We start from the raw sequence: 15,911 nt of genomic DNA, 5'->3' as shown, positions 1-15,911 counted from the left end.
TGCCCCCATGCAAACCATCGTATAATAATTCTAACTATAACCGTCACGTGACAGTTTGGAGGGAGTTCCCTTGGGGTCGAGAAGCTGAAGTATACGTTGTGGGCCGTTGTTGCTCATGGATTAATCGGGAAAAGTGTTCATCATGATCGGCTCCGGGGGAAAAGCGGTACGTCCTGCTTCACACTCCATGGACCGGACATGATGATGCGCTGACAGACATCATTTTGTGGAGGTGAATCCCTCATCAGGGGGATGAATTGGACATATATATCCTATCGAATATCGTGTTGTTACTTGTATTGCTTGGATTGACGGCGTTCTTCGTGGGAGCGGAGTTCGCGGTGGTGAAGATCCGTTCGTCGAGGATCGACCAGCTGATCGCCGAGGGGAATAAGAAGGCGGTCATCGCGAAGAAGGTCGTGCAGGACCTCGATTATTATCTCTCAGCGTGTCAGCTCGGGATCACGGTGACGGCACTCGGCCTCGGGGCATTCTCGAAGCCGTTCGTCAAAGAACTGATGGGGCCGGTATTCAACTGGCTCAGTGTATCGGACGGAGTCGCATCCGTCATCTCATACGGGATTTCCCTCGCCGTCGTCACGTATCTGCACGTGGTGATCGGGGAGATGGCACCGAAGACCCTTGCCATCGAGTTCTCGGAGAAGGCGACCATGCTTCTCGCTTCGCCGCTCTACTGGTTCGGGAAGGTGATGTATCCGTTCATCCAGGTGCTGAACGGCACGTCCCGGTTGTTCCTGAAGATGTTCGGGGTGCCGGCAGCGAATCATGAGCAGGTGTACTCGGAGGAAGAGCTGAAGATCATCATGGCCCAGAGCTTCCAGGGCGGTGAAATCGACCAGACCGAATTGAAGTATATGGAGAACGTGTTCTCCTTCGATGAACGTGTGGCCAAGGATATCATGGTGCCGAGGACCGATCTTGTCACGATCGACCAGAACATGGAGCCGGCGGACATCATCGCCCTCATGGATGAGCACAACTACACGCGTTATCCCGTCGTGGAAAACGGCGATAAAGATAAGATCCTCGGAATCGTGAATGCGAAAAAACTGCTCAACCACATCGTGGCCGGGCGGGAGATCGTCCTTGAAGACTTCATCCGCGACGTGCCCCATGTGGTGGAAGTCACACGTATCCAGGAAATCTTCAAGCGGATGCAGAGGGATCGCATCCATATGACCGTCGTCATGGACGAATACGGCGGAACCGCCGGGATCCTCACGATGGAAGACGTCCTCGAAGAGCTTGTCGGGGAAATCCGCGATGAGTTTGATGCAGACGAGGTGGCGGACATCCGCAAGAGCGGGGAAGACGATTACCTCATCAACGGTCGCGTGCTCCTTGATGATCTCGAAGACCGCTTCGGACTCGAGTTCGAAGGCAGGGAGGACATCGACACCATCGCCGGCTGGATCCAGTCCCAGAGCTTTGACGGACTGGAGGAAGGGCAGCGCATCACCCAGGGCACTCACGCCTGGACGGTGGCAGAGCTCGATAATTACCAAATCAAGCAAATCCTGTTTCAACCGGATAAAGGGGAAAGAGAACATGATGATTCCCATCCCCTCATGAATTCACTGGAGGTGAACCCCTCAGGAAGGGGGAGCTAATTGGACGGTATGATCACACTTAACTTAATTTTGATCGTTGTATTCATCGGATTGACGGCCTTCTTCGTCGGCGCGGAATTCGCCATCCTGAAAGTGAGGATGTCGAGGATCGACCAGCTCATCGCCGAAGGCAACAAGAAAGCGAAGATCGCGAAGAAAGTCGTTGAAGGGCTGGATTATTATCTGTCCGCCTGTCAGCTCGGGATCACCATCACGGCCCTCGTACTCGGGGCCCTCGGTGAGCCGACGGTCCAGAAGATCCTCGAGCCGGTGTTCGTCGAACTGAACGTCCCGGCCGCCATGATCACCGTGCTCTCGTACGCCATCGCACTATCGGTAGTTTCGCTGCTTCACGTCGTGATCGGCGAGCTCGCACCGAAGACCCTCGCCATCCAGTACGCGGAGAAGATGACACTTCTCCTGGCACCGCCCCTGTATTGGTTCGGCAAGGTCACGAGCCCGTTCATCAAGGTGTTGAACGGCTCGGCACGCGTTCTCCTGAGAACATTCGGCGTCCGGCCGTCGGGGCATGACACGGCCCACTCCGAGGAAGAGCTCAAGCTAATCGTCGCCCAGAGCTTTGAAGGCGGCGCGATCAACCGGACGGAGCTCGACTACCTGAAGAACATCTTCGCTTTTGACGAGCGCGAGCTGAAGGACATCATGATCCCGGCGAGCCGCATGATCACCCTCGAGAGGCATCAATCCCTCGACAGCATGATCACCGTCATCGACCGCTACGAATACACGCGCTACCCGGTCCACGACCGCACCAAAGGCGACGCCGGCCAGTTCATCGGCTTCATCAACACGAAGGAAATGATGACCGCCATCGCCGCCGGACGAAAAGGGGATATCAAGGACTACATCCACGACATCCCACGCTTCAAACAGACCGCATCGATCAAGGAAGTATTCCTCAAGATGCAGCAATCCCGCACCCACATGGCCGTCGTCACAGACAGCACCGGCAAGCCGGTCGGCCTTGTGACCATGGAGGATATCCTGACAGAGATCGTCGGGGAGATCCGAGATGAAGTGGATGGGGTTGTGGGTACGTAATACGATTGTTTTAGAATAAAGCAAAACCCCCATCTTCGCGTCGAGGATGGGGGTTTTACAGTTGAACTCATGATGAAACGGTTTTACTCTCGCTCTTTGGAAAGACGGAGTACGAGAGGGAGGTGACCCCGTCAATGATCAGCACAAGACTCCAGATCCTGCTGAAATTGTTTGCCGACGCGTTATCAAATGGGAGCAGAGCCTCTTTTCCACTAAACCATTCTGAGAAGAAATGGCTCAATCCGTTGATTTGATCAAATTCAGTGGACAATCCGAATAGGAAGAAGAGGATGCCATGGATTACAACGAAAATCAGTAAGTGAATCGAAAAATGTTTCATCTCCTGGATGGCCTTTGCTTTGCCATGCAAACCAATAGGTCCTGACAAATCCGGAATGGGCTCTCCTTTCCATTTTGCTACTTTCTTTTGAATGAAAACATCCAATCGCTTGAAATCGGTCTTCCCGTACGTGAGGGCATAGACGATGATGACGAGGATGACGACCTGGTAGCTGGTGAAGTTCCCTGTTCTCAAGTAATCCATGAAGCCCATCGTGGCGATCCATAGGTCGTTTATGATGAACAAGGTGAAGAAGACCATGCTCAATGTTTTCATATTGAACCAATACCGTACAACCAGGAAGCTCAGAGTCGAGATCCAGAATAAGACTTCAGCGGCAATCAGGAATGCCCATTTATGTTCCAAAATAAAATCCATGGTTTTACCCCCTGTTAATTAGGTAACATATCGAGCCATTTCATATCGGCTTCCAAATGCAGGATCTTCCCGTCGATCAGGTATAGGATGGTTTCGTTCTCTGGTGTGATGTCTATTTTCCTTCTGAGGAGCTGCAACTCCAATATGTTACGGATGATCGATTCTTTTTGCTCTTTGACCATGCGTTCGAGATTGTGGAAGTCGACTTGCTTGGCGCATAATAGCTTGAAATAGAAGTCATCCTTCAACAATGGTTTTTCTACCGGCTCAAGCAGCCAATGGTCAATCTCGTTGCGTCCTTTTTCAGTTAGATGGTAGATACGTAAATCGGTGTTTTCTTCAGTGATTTCATCAACAAAGCCATCCCTCACGAGCCGATCGATCGTTGTATAGATCTGTCCCGCATTGATTTCCCATTGATTGTAGACCATGGATTCAAACGAGACCTTTAAATCGTACCGGTGTCGTGAGGACTGAGATAATAAGATTAAGATGGCATGTTTAACAGACATAGTGATTCCTCATTCCTCGGATATTACTCTTGTTTCAGTGCTTGATTGATGGTGTGTTTCACCGCTTGCCTTGCAGGAATCAATGAGGCGAATGCGCTGACGATGATCCCCATGATGACGCTGAGCAGGAGCGTGGATTCAGGTATGGTGAACCCGATCAACTCGTCTGATGTGGTGACCACATTCAGGAAAATCGTGAAGATGCCCATGGCGATCCCGATCACCACCCCGCTGATTCCAATGATCAGCGCCTCATAAAAGATGGTTTTGTATACTTGGAAACTCGTAAAGGCGACGGCTCTCATGATGGCCACTTCCCTCAGCCGTTCCATCACATTCATGACGAGGGTATTGATGATTCCGATACCGGATACGGCGATGGCGATGAAGAGAAGTCCGTTGAATAATGACTTTACCCCCGGGAGAGCACGTTCCTGCTTGTTGACTTCCTCAGCGACTGTCTGTACCTCAGAGAAATCAAAGGGATAGGACGTGACTAGAGAATTCTTGATCGCATCTTCTTTGTAGCCGTCTTCCAATGTCAGTAAGGCTTTATAGGAGAGTACTCCCGGAAAAAGTTTATCAAATGGATCTCCGCTCATAAATGCGGCATATCCCCCATACTGATTTGTTGTGACCTTACCCAGCACTTCAAGTTCATGCTCTTGGTTGTCAACGACAATCGTAATGCTCTCTCCTGGGGAACCTCCCCACTCCCGGTATGCAAAGTCGCCCAAGAGGACGCCTCCTTGTTTCAATCGATCCTTCCATTTATCGGATTCAGTATCGATCGAGTGAAAGAGGGGATGCTCGGCATTCCATTGCAGGTCGGTACGAATGATGGAGAATTGACGGGTTTGCTGTTCGGTTACCCATGTGACATTCCGTTCTTTAGACAGGTGAACATCCTTTACGCCATTGGTTGCTGACATCCTGCCGGCATCCCGGTCGCTTAATGCGTGTTCAGACGTGACGTGCATATCCCCACCGAAGGACTGGGTGACACTTTTATCGATGTTCTGTTCAAGTGAGGTGAAGGTCGAAGAAACGAATAAGCCCAAACAAATGGCTAAAGCCAGGATAAGGGACATATTGGACGACCGATTCAGAGCTCGTAATACATTGTTGGCGGCAATCTTCCCTTCAAAGCCCACTAATGATGATCTCAAAACCAACGTTGTGATCCCCTTGACCATAAGGGGGAATAAGAGAACGGAGCCTAACAACAAAGAACCAATCGATAAGACATTGTTGACGAAGGTCAGCAAGAGGGAGGAGAGAATGAGGATGCCTCCTGCCATACTTCTCCATTTGCCCGTGTTGGTATTCGTCGCCGAGACGTTCTTCAGTGTCTTGATGATATCAATCTTGCTTGCCTGGGTCACAGGTATGAGAGAGGCCACAACCGGTATGGCCACTCCTAAGACGATGGATGCGGCAAGTGCCCACTGATAGTCCATTGAGAAGTCAATATTGGATTGGAAGGAACTGAACAGACCGGTTTGAAGGACACTTCCTAAACCAAAGCCGATCGGCACACCGATCATCAAGCCAATGACGGATAGAATCAAGACTTCGAATAGGAAGAGCTTTTTGATCTGGAAAGGCGTGTACCCGAGCGTTTTCATGACCGCGATCTCGTTCTTCCTTTCCACAACGGAAACAAAGATTGTATTGTACAGGATAAAGGCACTGATGAACATGGCCAATCCACCTATGACATAAAGCATGAAGTATAGGTCTTCCAATTGATTGGATTGCTTTTCGTCCAGAACGATTTTTTGCAGGTAGACGACATCGTAGGGTTGTAAAGTCGTATGGAGATCCTTCACGACGGCATCCATTGAAGACGGGTCATCAACATTCAACCGCACTTCTTGTATGTGCCCGTCCAGCCCGTACCATTGCTGAAGGGTGGATAATGGGACGATCCCCCTCCAATTCCTGTTGGTTGCATCATCCCAGTCGGTGGGACCTTCCAGTAACGGGGTGTCCTTCACAATGGCGGTCACCTTGATTTCCTTCATCCCGTCCGGAACCCGGAACGTGACCTCATCTCCGACTTTCATTCCAAGGATTTCTGCCGAGGTGGCAGGGAGGATCAGGCCGTCATCATGGATGTCACCGGACACCTCATCCAATGAGAGCAGCTCATTATCCAATGTGGATAAGCCCGTCAGTCTCATCCGTTGCTGATCCAAGCTTTGCTCATTGTCCTTCAGCTCCAGGTAGCTTTGCTTATGGATCAGTCCCGTCGCACTGGAAATCTGATCATTCTTCAACGCCAGTTCTAAAACGTCTTCGGGAAAGGTATCCTTTTCGCTTAAAATCGAATAGTCAGCATTCCCATTGTATAGTTCAAGCCTTTGCATGGTCACATTTTTCGCAGTCTGAACCGTGCTAATGACGGCAAACATGGAAGAGATTCCGAGGACGATGGCCAGTATCGTCAAACATGAACGCAGTTTCTTACGAGTTACGTTTCGCCAAGAGGCTTGCCATTCCATCATGATGAGCTCCTTCCGTTTGACGAATATCCGATTCGATCACGCCATCTTTCAGTGAAATGATTCGATCGGCGTAGCTTGCCGCATAGACGTCATGAGTCACCATAATGATCGTAAGCTGGTTTTGTTGGTGCAGGGAAGAGAGCAACCGCAACACTTCTGTACCCGTTCGGCGATCGAGATTCCCGGTCGGTTCGTCGGCCAGGATCAGATTCGGGTTCATGCTCAGCGCCCTGGCAATGGCCACGCGTTGCTGCTGACCACCGCTTAACTGGGAAGGATAATTTTTCTCCTTTCCTTCCAGGCTCACAGACTTGAGCAAATCATGTACCTGCTCTTTGATCTCCTTCTTATCCTTCCTGGCCGCATGCATGGGGAACGCCACATTTTCTGCCACTGTCAAATTCGGCAGCAGCTGATAGTTCTGAAAGATGAATCCCACATGGTCCCTCCGGAAAAGGGTCCTTTGTGTCTCCGTGAGACGATGGATCGCCTTTCCATCAACGCTGATGTCCCCTCCATCAGGCGTATCCAATCCTCCCAACATATTCAGAAACGTGCTTTTTCCGGACCCGGACGGCCCCATAATGGCTATGAATTCCCCTTTTTCAACATGTAGGTCGATCTTGTTGAGAATCGGAGACGCTGTTTCACCAATGGTATAGCTTTTTTCAATCCCCTTTATTGATAGCATGATTTCCCTCCAGAAAATGGTGATTATATACTGAGTATACACAAAACTATATACTGAGTATATAGATTAGGAAAAATTTCTTTTTAGTAAGGCACGTAATCGCTTGGGAAAAGCTTATCTTGGTTGACGGTGTCTTATCGTTCATCTTCTTCACTAGGTTCTTCCAATAAACCCCATCACTATGTTACCCTGATGATACGTGTTGATGGATAGGAGGGTATGGATGAAGAAGAATCAGATTGGGAAACTGGTCGCTTTCAGCGTTCTTTTCGGTTATTTCATCAGCGGGATCATCGGGTCGTATGCATGGCTCATCCCGATTGCTATGGTGATGTTCCTGGGGTCTTACGGAGCCAATCGAGCGATGGATAGACGGAATGTTTCCCATACTGCCAGGGTCGTTGGGGTGAATGCCCTCCTGATTGTGGCGACCGCGGGTTGTGTGGTGTGGGCGGATGATGTGTTCGCAAGTATCGGAATGGCCCTTGGGACGGCTGTGGTGTTGGCGGTCAGTGTCATCTGCCTAGCTACGGGGGCGCCTCTTGAATACACCGAAAAACGCATGTAGAGAGCTACATGCGTTTTTGGCTTATTCTTCTTTATACTGGCGGACCAATTCTTCAAACTTGCCGACATACTTCTGGATCCTTGCTGCATCCTTCTCTGAAGATAAAAATGGCTTCCGCTTCCCGCAGATCAGGACGTCTTTCTCTGCTCTATTCTCAAATTGGATATATGGCTTTAGCGCATAGCCCTCAACAGATGGGAGCTTGGCCACCAGCCACGCAAGCTGCTCCGTTGTGTAGTGGTTGGTCGGGAAATTCAGGATTTCCAGATCGGGCATCGTGGTAAACACCGATACATCCTCATCTGTAATCTTCTTTCCGGAAAAGGTGAATTCCTTCAAGCGTGAGCCCTCCAGCGGCTTTAGGTCATCCAGTACACTCGCAGGCCAGACGGCATCACCGAAGTGGAGCCGTTCCAGGGCAGGGGCTTTCTGGATCCCATCAAGTGAATGAAGCCTGGTGAAGTCGCTGATGGAAAGACCTTTTAGGGCGTGATTTCCTGTCATATCCCACATCTTCGTGATCCGCTGATTATGGAAATACCCGATGAATTCCACATCCTTCAGGGTGGAAAGACTGGACCAGTCCTCCACGAGCTTATTTTTCCAGAATAGAATGGCCTTGAATTTGTGGGCATGGTGTTGGACGAAGTAGTCGAATGTATCCTGCTTCAGGCCAGAGATCATCACCCGCTCCACTCCTTCCCATTCTTCTATGAGATCGATCTCGTCACGTGTGATGTAGCCTCCGGTGATGTCGCTATTTTTCTGCTCCACCCTTTTGTAGAGATCAGTGGAATGACAAAGCATATAAAACTCTTTCGTATTCATCTGTATTCCTCCTTAGCTAGTAAGCTGTTCACACCGTTCGGACAAGACCTGGATGAACGCATCCCGATCCTTGGGTGAAATCAGCACCATATCGTAGGTATTGTACGAAATCTCAAGCCTTTTGAGGGAAAGGGCAGGACTTGATAAAGGATTGCTCGTTTTCTTGACGGAGGTGATCCTGTCTAATGGAATTCTCTTTTTGAAAGGACCATATCGGATGATCAAATGGTTATCGCTGAACAGATAATACGTGGTAAGGCACCCCCATAATATAAACAGGGGAAGAAGCAAGCAAGAGAGTAGTAGAAAAATCACTTCCCAAAAGGAAGAAGATTCATAGATCATGGCATAAAGGCCGATTCCGATGGTGCCGAGCATGCTTCCCCAGATGAGGATGGCGAGCCACAGGTCTACTTTTGATGGGTATTTCAATGGCAGTTCCTCCTTGTGATGGTCAGGGTAAATAACGTTCAACTTGTGGTGAAGGGGGAGGTAGTCAATCTACTTTTTGAGTGGCAGTCTCGGCTCTTCGTCTTGGTAGATGGAATAACTTGTTCCTATCAATTCCATTTTTGTACATTTATCATCACTGCATGAGAATAGATGGGTTTCCTTATCTGTGCGCACACTAGTCATCATATTGTAGGGGAATCTGCCTCCTTTATTTTTGTCAATTCCCCTTTCGATGGCGATGACCTTTTCTGCTTTAGCTATATCCTTGTACTCTTCACTTTCGACTGTCTTTTGAACCATCTCCCCAAGAATGATTGCTTCTTCGGAGGTCGGCTCGTATGGACGATCAAACAAAAGCCATTTTCCCCCTATGTACAGGTTTACTCCTACACTTACAATCAGTAAGGTTAGAACAATCTTAGTTTTCATCTGTATCCTCCAATTGACTTCTGTTTTTATGTCTCTATAAGTATTAAATGGATTACTTCGGAATGCACTATCTGCTAGAAAACTAGGAGCCTTTATTCAATGACTGTGAATAAAACGTTAACACAACGACCCCCACTGTGATCCATATGCCGAATAGGGCTCCTGCATAAGAGCCGATGAATTCCAATGCAAAAGGGAGGATGACAGTCAGGATCCCGCTTGCCAAGCAGAAGATGCCGTAGGCCCTGGCGAGTCGGTCCTTGTCCCCCTTGAACTTTTTTTCATCATATCCGGCGATGAAGGTGAGGTCTTTTTTGTACCAGATCAGATAGGTGGATCCGAATAGGAATAAGCTTGCAAACAAACAGCTTAGGATTGCGCCCCACAACATTGACATCGCCTCCTTGCTTTATTTACGTCGGGAATGAATGAGAAGTTTCATTTATGGGTGATAAAGAGGGAGAAGATTCCAATCTGGGTCAGAGGTATGCAGCAAGAACGACAGAAAGCCGGATTCCGTTGAAAATGGAATCCGGCTTTTTTTCTTTCATTAGTTTTGGGGCTTAAGATTCTTTAAAGGAATAAGCAGTTCAAGTTCACCCAACTCCTTACCATACACATCCTGATTTTGTTCACTAGGCACCAGTGTAAGGGACCCCGGCACTTCATCCATCGGAGGTAACGTCAGCACCATATGATGACCATTCGTCCCGTCGGCCATGCCGGTTTGGAGCTTCATGCCATCATAGACGCGGCCTTGGTCGTCGACCACGGTGTATTCGAACCATGGCCAGCGGTCGTTTTCATCCAGTTCGGCCGGATACTCGACGGAGAGGTCGATCCGGGTTGAGAGTGGAGAGAAGGTCACGTTGTCGGCGGTGATGGCATACATTCCGTTGTCGGTTTTCGCAGTGGCATCAGGGGAGAAGGCAGTGACGTCACGCTTGATTTTCTCAAGGGGGAAAGCCACATTCCACTGGCCCTCATAGCCAAATAGGTTGTCTCCTTGGACTTCGATATCAATCGCATCACCATACTCATCCAAGTTGGAGAGGGTATACTGGTGGTGCTCGATGATGGTGTTCGGCTTTATATCATCTTGCCCTGTTGAGCCGATTGCCGGTTTAATCGGCTGGCCGTTGATGGTGATTTCTTGCCGCCCGACATTTTCTTCTTTCAGCGTCATGCCTTTTGATCCGGTGTACACCACCGTGACGATGAGGCGGTTGCCGTCATAAGCGGCTTCTTTTACCGTCATGGTGAGGCCGTTGTGGCTGTCCTGTTTGTCGATGGGGGTGGCAAGGTGATCCTGTTCGATTTTATCCGATGCAATGTCCCTGAAATCCTTATAGATCGGACTGAGGAGAGGGATGCTCGACAATGCTTCCGCCATGCCCGTCGATACAAAGCCCGAGCCGAGGAGGGAAAGGCATACGCCGCACGCCACCATGAGGGAGCGCATCGTCGTCTTTTTCACGTTCCTTTTTCGCTTCGCCTGCATCATCGCTTCCTTTTCCCTTGCCACAAGCTTTTCAACGGGTACAGATATGTCTTCGAATAGATCCTTATTCATACAGATAGCCCTCCTTTAATATCGGTCTCAGCTGTTTTTTCGCACGATTCAAATGTGACTTTACCGTTCCTTCGGGGGACTTCATGAGCGCCGCGATCTCCTTCGTGGTCAGGTCATGGTAGTACCTCAGCAGAACAATCGTTTTTGCCGTAGGGTTCAGCGAGGTAAAGGCCTCCTCGAGGTCCATGGAATGCAGGCTCGAATCGGCATTATCGGATGAGAGGAGCCCGGCAAAGACATTCTCATCATCGGTCGTGAAATGGCGTGACTCCTTCCGGATGAAATCAATCGATTTGAAAACGAGGATCTTCGTGATCCAGCTCGAAAACCGTTCGGGCTTCTTCAACGTGTGGATGGAGGTGAAAGCGGTATAGATTGCCTCCTGGTAGATGTCCAGGGCGTCCTGTTCATTCCGGACGTATACATACGCCGTCCGGTACAGCTTTTCCCTGACAGAACCGATGAGCAGCTCAAACGATTCATCATCGCCCTTCTTGGCCTTTTTCACTAATGATGCGATATCCATGTGCGTTCTCCTTTCTGTTACGTTATATAGTCGTGTGTGGTGGCCTATTTGGTTGCAAGGGGATGTTAAACTAGGATTTTTTTAAATAGATTCGGGTGGTTCCTTCATTGTTTTATCGGAGCGTTTACTGTGTTCTATAACTAGCTATTAAAGGGCTTGAGTTTATGAAATCAAACGCGTCCGTGCCCTCGTAACATTTTTGACGATCCCTATGTATGGTAAAGACAGAAGGGAGAGGTGTGACATGACGAATTGTATCGTATGTAAAAATGAGATCGGGCTGTACCTCCGCGTGAACAATGAGGGGATATCGTTTTGTTCGGATGAGTGCTATGAGGGTGCTGATGATTCTCCGGATGATAGGGATCATCCGTACATCGATGACTATGATGCGATGAGGTGGGAGTACATTGCCTGCACGAACTTGTATGATCCCGAAGCCGGGGAGGAAGAAATAAAAGAGCTGCAGGAGCGGATTGAATCGGCGCTGGATGAGTTCTGGGATTATACGGCTCTTGAAGGGGGAGACGGGGTGTTTGCACGGGAGATATATCGTTATTGGCAAGAGCTTGAGGAACTGGGGGAGAAGATTTGGTTGGGGAGAGATGTCTGAAGCATCCTCCATTTTCTACTATTTGGTAAAAATAGGAGCGCAATCGATTGAGAATGTGTTACCATATAATTACATAATATGGAATGCACAGAGACTACTAGAATGGAGAAGGCGAATGGAATTTACGGAGTATCTCAGGAACAAGCATCAACTCAAAAAGGGAGAACGCAAACTGCGGGAAATATCAGTCGGTCAGTATGAAAACCGGCTGATCAATATGGAGAGGGAGGGCATCTACAGGGGGGAGCAAGTGATCGATGACGAACTGGAAACCCGGCTTTCAAAGCGATACAAGGACTGGAAGACGTATCGGCGTACGATCCGGTTCTTTATTGATTCCAAGGGGTATTGACGTTGGTTTGGGTAGATCACCACACAAAAAGTCTTGGAGGTACCAAGCTTTTTTGTGTGGTAAGGTTCTGCCCCCGTTACCCTTTCCGGACCCTGACCTCCACATACCCCGGCTCCGTCGTCACCGTCATATACTCATTCTGATACTCGTCTTCCTCACTCCACGGAACGATTACGGATGAAATCTCATTCTCGTTTTCGTCTATGTAATAGATGTGAGTGAGATCAGGATAAAGCAGAAGGCGGCCGAGTATGTTCGGGCGGTCTGCCACATGATTGCTGTCAGGATTTTGCGTGTAGACCCCAAGTAGATTATTGGATTTGGCCGGAGAGTAGGCCAGTTCCGATGCGTCCTCATAGGAGATGTGCATCAGCACTTCATCCGTAAAGAACTGATCGTATTGGGTATGGTGGTCTTCGTTTTTTACCAGAGGACCGAACTCCAGCTTTAAAAATCGGTCAGGTTTCAGGATGATGGATTCGACGTTTTCGAATACGAGTTCTATGTATGCGGGGGTTGTCATGTAGAGACCTCCTTGAGTCGTTTATCTTTGTCGAGACAGAAAATATAAAAAGGAATGATTCCCTTTTTATAGAATGATTGTATCATAACGCTAAAGAGGAATGAGGGGAAGAATTGATAATCGAGATCTTTGCCAATCTCTGCATGTCGATGGTCAGCTTCATGAAGGGCGACCCGACGGAGGAGAAAATTGAAAGGAATATCAAAGAGCTTCAGGCAAGGGAATGGTTCCGGGAACTGTACACACAAAATGAACGCTTCATTCAAACCAATGAAAACATCCGCCATATCATTGGAACTGTGAAAGTGGAGAAGGTCTTCCAAAGCGAGAGGAAAGAAGAGAGATTGAAAGGTGACATCATCGAAGCATTGGCTGGTCAGCCGGTTTGATGCAGAGTGGCGCATGGGGACGGTTCCCATGCGTCACTTTTTTGACGCACCGGAACCGACCCTGTGCGCCACTATCCGCCATGCGTTACGCTTTCATTTTGAAACGCCCAGTGAGATAATTTACCCAACGACAATCTCAAGGAGGCGTTGGATGTGAAGAAGGTGTTGAATAAGCCCGAGGACTTGGTGGTGGAGATGTGCAAGGGGATGGCGCTTGCTCATCCGGAGCTTGAGTTCATGAAGAAGTACAAGGTGATGAAGAAGAAGGAACTGAATGAAGAGAAGGTCACGTTGATCAGCGGCGGAGGTAGCGGACATGAGCCGGCCCATGCGGGTCTTGTGGGGAAAGGGATGTTGGACGCGGCCGTGTGCGGTGACGTGTTTGCCTCGCCTTCGCAGATCCAGGTGTATCAGGCGATCAAGGCGACGGCCGGGAAGAAGGGTGCCCTGCTCATCATCAAGAACTACAGCGGTGATATCATGAACTTCAAGAACGCTGCCCACCTGGCCTCAGAGGACGGCATCGAGGTGGAATACGTCAAGGTCGACGATGATATCGCAGTGGAAGACAGCCTTTATACGGTGGGACGCCGGGGTGTCGCGGGAACCGTATTCGTACATAAGATCGCCGGGGCGGCGGCCGAGGAAGGCCGGAGCCTGCAGGAAGTGAAGGCCGTGGCGGAGAAGGCGGCGAAGAGCGTGCGCAGCATCGGATTCGCTCTGACCTCCTGCACGGTGCCGGCGAGCGGATCGCCTACATTCAAGCTCGCCGATGACGAAATCGAGTACGGCGTCGGCATCCATGGTGAACCGGGTACGCGTCGTGAAAAGGTAGCATCCGCCGATGAACTGGCAGAGCGCATGGTGGATGATCTACTGAAGGACATGAAGCTTGAAAGGGACTCAACCGAGCTTGCCGTCATGGTGAATGGCTTTGGAGCCACTCCCCTGCAGGAACTCTATCTATTCAATAACGCCGTCACCCGCATCCTTTCGGAGAAAAAGATCTCAATCAACCGTGCCTTCGTCGGCAACTATATGACGAGCATCGATATGGCGGGCGTGTCCCTCACCTTCATGAAACTTGATGATGAACTGCGCACGCTGCTGTCGAGTGAGAGCTTGACTCCAGCGTTCAGGGTGGACGGACCGGTGCCAGGGGTCGAGTATGTCGACTTCGGGGAAGAGGAAGAATCGACTCCTGTATCCTTCGAGGTGGAAACAGCGGCCGAGCATGCGGAGATCAAGGATAACAAGGTATCCCTCCAGAACATGATCTACCTCGTGGATAAGATGAGCGACGTCATCATACGGAATGAAGTCCCATTCTGCGAGCTTGATTCCCACGCCGGCGACGGGGATTTCGGCATGAGCGTCTCAAAGGGCTTCAAGCAGCTGAAACGGGAGTGGAAATCGATCTTGGACCAAGACCCACTTACCATCGGAAGCTTCCTCGACGCAAGCTCCATGGTCATCATGGAATACTGCGGCGGGGCATCCGGTCCGATCTGGGGATCTGCCTTCCGCGCAGCAGGGAAATCGGCCGGTGACCGAACCGAACTGACCGTAGAAGAATTCGCCGAGATGCTGCAGGCGGCAGTGAAGGGCATCCAGGATACAGGCGAGCGATCCTTCGGAAGGGGAGCGGATGTGGGCGACAAAACCCTCATCGACGCCCTCGTCCCTTGTGCAGACGCCTGGTCTGAAAGCGCATCGAACGGAGCCGACGTCAAAGCTGCGTTTGAAAAAGGAGCAGCGGCCGCAGTAGAGGGAGCAGAGAAAACCAAGGACATCGTCGCCCGGATGGGACGCGCCGGAACCGTCGGCGAGCGTAGTCTGGGTCACCCTGATGCCGGTGCCTATGCCCTCGGTGTCATTTTCACGGAGCTATCAGAGAGTCTGACGTAATAAGTAGTGGCGCATGGGGACGGTTCCCATGCGTTACTTTTTTGACTCACCGGAACCGTCCCTGTGCCACAAATGAAACCAACCTGGGCAATCATTCGTATAAACTAGTAGCACATAGGATGGAGGAAGATCGCATGAGTCAGCTGTATATGAAGCAGAAGGTTTTTAGTATAGGCGAGAAGTTCACGGTGAAGGACCAAGACGAGCGGGATCGGTATTATGTGGAGGGCAGCTTCATGCGGTTTCCGAAGACGTTCTCCATTATGGATGTTGGTAGGGAAGAAGTAGCCTTGATTACGAAGAAGATGCTGAGCTTTCTGCCAACGTTTTTTGTCGAGGTAGATGGTAAAGAGGTCTTAACGATCAAGAAAGAGCTTTCCTTCTTCAAACACCGCTACACGATTGATGCTGCCGGGATCGAAGTGAGGGGGAACTGGTGGGATATGAATTTCCAGGTGCTCGAGCACGGTGAAGTCGTAGGAGATGTCGCCAAGGAGTGGTTCTCGTGGGGAGACAGCTACAGGGTGAACGTACACAAGGAAAACATGGAGAAAGTCATGATTGCCCTGGTGGTAGCGATTGATTGCGTGAAGGCTGATGAAAAATCATCAAATAACTAGAAGCG

At 49.9% G+C, this 15,911-nt stretch carries 19 protein-coding genes; 8 read left to right on the top strand and 11 right to left on the bottom strand.

Going from position 1 to position 15,911, the window contains the following annotated elements; translation table 11 throughout:
• Nucleotides 1-257: 257 nt before the first annotated feature.
• Both ACNA6I_RS13745 and ACNA6I_RS13740 read left to right on the top strand, forming a co-directional pair.
• Entirely contained in the window at nt 258-1,631 is a 1,374-nt protein-coding gene (locus ACNA6I_RS13745; RefSeq protein WP_416313562.1) for a hemolysin family protein, read from the top strand.
• Nucleotides 1,632-2,693, top strand: a complete 1,062-nt coding sequence (locus tag ACNA6I_RS13740; protein ID WP_063190949.1) for a hemolysin family protein — start codon at nt 1,632-1,634, stop codon at nt 2,691-2,693.
• Nucleotides 2,694-2,760: 67 nt separating this feature from the next.
• On the opposite strand, the gene ACNA6I_RS13735 is transcribed toward ACNA6I_RS13740, so the two are convergent.
• From ACNA6I_RS13735 to ACNA6I_RS13720, 4 genes are read right to left on the bottom strand one after another with little or no spacing between them, the layout of a single operon-like run.
• Nucleotides 2,761-3,411: a hypothetical protein gene (locus tag ACNA6I_RS13735; protein WP_416313561.1), complete on the bottom strand. Its 651-nt coding sequence runs from the start codon at nt 3,409-3,411 to the stop codon at nt 2,761-2,763.
• 14 nt (nt 3,412-3,425) lie between these two features.
• Nucleotides 3,426-3,923: a PadR family transcriptional regulator gene (locus ACNA6I_RS13730; RefSeq protein ID WP_053428500.1), complete on the bottom strand. Its 498-nt coding sequence runs from the start codon at nt 3,921-3,923 to the stop codon at nt 3,426-3,428.
• Nucleotides 3,924-3,946: 23 nt separating this feature from the next.
• Nucleotides 3,947-6,433 carry an ABC transporter permease gene (locus tag ACNA6I_RS13725; RefSeq protein WP_416313560.1) on the bottom strand — a complete coding sequence of 829 codons (2,487 nt, stop codon included), beginning with the start codon at nt 6,431-6,433 and terminating at the stop codon, nt 3,947-3,949.
• Nucleotides 6,393-7,124: an ABC transporter ATP-binding protein gene (locus ACNA6I_RS13720; RefSeq protein ID WP_416313559.1), complete on the bottom strand. Its 732-nt coding sequence runs from the start codon at nt 7,122-7,124 to the stop codon at nt 6,393-6,395. Before ACNA6I_RS13720 ends, ACNA6I_RS13725 begins: the two co-directional genes overlap by 41 nt.
• Nucleotides 7,125-7,347: 223 nt before the next feature.
• On the opposite strand from ACNA6I_RS13720, the gene ACNA6I_RS13715 reads away from it, so the two are divergent.
• Nucleotides 7,348-7,692 (top strand): hypothetical protein, encoded by a 345-nt coding sequence (locus ACNA6I_RS13715; protein ID WP_370294698.1) that lies wholly within the window; start codon nt 7,348-7,350, stop codon nt 7,690-7,692.
• 21 nt (nt 7,693-7,713) lie between these two features.
• Here the strand turns inward: ACNA6I_RS13715 and ACNA6I_RS13710 are convergent, their stop codons facing one another.
• The 6 genes from ACNA6I_RS13710 to ACNA6I_RS13685 all read right to left on the bottom strand — a co-directional run bounded on the left by ACNA6I_RS13710 (nt 7,714) and on the right by ACNA6I_RS13685 (nt 11,501).
• Nucleotides 7,714-8,520, bottom strand: a complete 807-nt coding sequence (locus ACNA6I_RS13710) for a hypothetical protein (protein ID WP_416313558.1) — start codon at nt 8,518-8,520, stop codon at nt 7,714-7,716.
• Nucleotides 8,521-8,532: 12 nt separating this feature from the next.
• Nucleotides 8,533-8,952 (bottom strand): PH domain-containing protein, encoded by a 420-nt coding sequence (locus tag ACNA6I_RS13705; RefSeq protein WP_252265922.1) that lies wholly within the window; start codon nt 8,950-8,952, stop codon nt 8,533-8,535.
• Between the two features lie 69 nt (nt 8,953-9,021).
• On the bottom strand, nt 9,022-9,402 hold the full coding sequence (locus ACNA6I_RS13700; protein ID WP_048015372.1) for a hypothetical protein: 381 nt from the start codon (nt 9,400-9,402) through the stop codon (nt 9,022-9,024).
• An 82-nt stretch (nt 9,403-9,484) separates the two neighbouring features.
• Nucleotides 9,485-9,793 (bottom strand): DUF3784 domain-containing protein, encoded by a 309-nt coding sequence (locus ACNA6I_RS13695; protein ID WP_416313557.1) that lies wholly within the window; start codon nt 9,791-9,793, stop codon nt 9,485-9,487.
• A gap of 159 nt (nt 9,794-9,952) precedes the next feature.
• Entirely contained in the window at nt 9,953-10,975 is a 1,023-nt protein-coding gene (locus ACNA6I_RS13690) for a DUF4179 domain-containing protein (protein WP_416313556.1), read from the bottom strand.
• Entirely contained in the window at nt 10,968-11,501 is a 534-nt protein-coding gene (locus ACNA6I_RS13685; protein ID WP_416313555.1) for a sigma-70 family RNA polymerase sigma factor, read from the bottom strand. Before ACNA6I_RS13685 ends, ACNA6I_RS13690 begins: the two co-directional genes overlap by 8 nt.
• Nucleotides 11,502-11,745: 244 nt before the next feature.
• On the opposite strand from ACNA6I_RS13685, the gene ACNA6I_RS13680 reads away from it, so the two are divergent.
• Nucleotides 11,746-12,114: a hypothetical protein gene (locus tag ACNA6I_RS13680; RefSeq protein WP_416313554.1), complete on the top strand. Its 369-nt coding sequence runs from the start codon at nt 11,746-11,748 to the stop codon at nt 12,112-12,114.
• Nucleotides 12,115-12,229: 115 nt separating this feature from the next.
• Nucleotides 12,230-12,466 (top strand): hypothetical protein, encoded by a 237-nt coding sequence (locus ACNA6I_RS13675; RefSeq protein WP_309517790.1) that lies wholly within the window; start codon nt 12,230-12,232, stop codon nt 12,464-12,466.
• A 76-nt stretch (nt 12,467-12,542) separates the two neighbouring features.
• On the opposite strand, the gene ACNA6I_RS13670 is transcribed toward ACNA6I_RS13675, so the two are convergent.
• Entirely contained in the window at nt 12,543-12,989 is a 447-nt protein-coding gene (locus ACNA6I_RS13670; protein WP_416313553.1) for a hypothetical protein, read from the bottom strand.
• Between the two features lie 113 nt (nt 12,990-13,102).
• Here ACNA6I_RS13670 and ACNA6I_RS13665 point away from each other — a divergent pair, with 113 nt between their 5' ends.
• The 3 genes from ACNA6I_RS13665 (at nt 13,103) to ACNA6I_RS13655 (ending at nt 15,906) form a co-directional block, all read left to right on the top strand.
• Nucleotides 13,103-13,378 carry a hypothetical protein gene (locus tag ACNA6I_RS13665; RefSeq protein ID WP_416313552.1) on the top strand — a complete coding sequence of 92 codons (276 nt, stop codon included), beginning with the start codon at nt 13,103-13,105 and terminating at the stop codon, nt 13,376-13,378.
• A 153-nt stretch (nt 13,379-13,531) separates the two neighbouring features.
• Complete coding sequence (gene dhaK / locus ACNA6I_RS13660) at nt 13,532-15,286, top strand: dihydroxyacetone kinase subunit DhaK (protein ID WP_416313551.1); 1,755 nt, start codon at nt 13,532-13,534, stop codon at nt 15,284-15,286.
• 134 nt (nt 15,287-15,420) lie between these two features.
• Nucleotides 15,421-15,906, top strand: coding sequence for an LURP-one-related/scramblase family protein (locus tag ACNA6I_RS13655; RefSeq protein WP_048005466.1), 486 nt, complete (start codon nt 15,421-15,423; stop codon nt 15,904-15,906).
• The last annotated feature ends 5 nt before the right edge of the window (nt 15,907-15,911 follow it).

Origin of the sequence: Rossellomorea sp. FS2, from assembly GCF_047915635.1 — a bacterium.
Lineage (GTDB): Bacteria > Bacillota > Bacilli > Bacillales > Bacillaceae_B > Rossellomorea > Rossellomorea marisflavi_A.
This window is presented reverse-complemented; position numbering and strand designations above follow the sequence as displayed.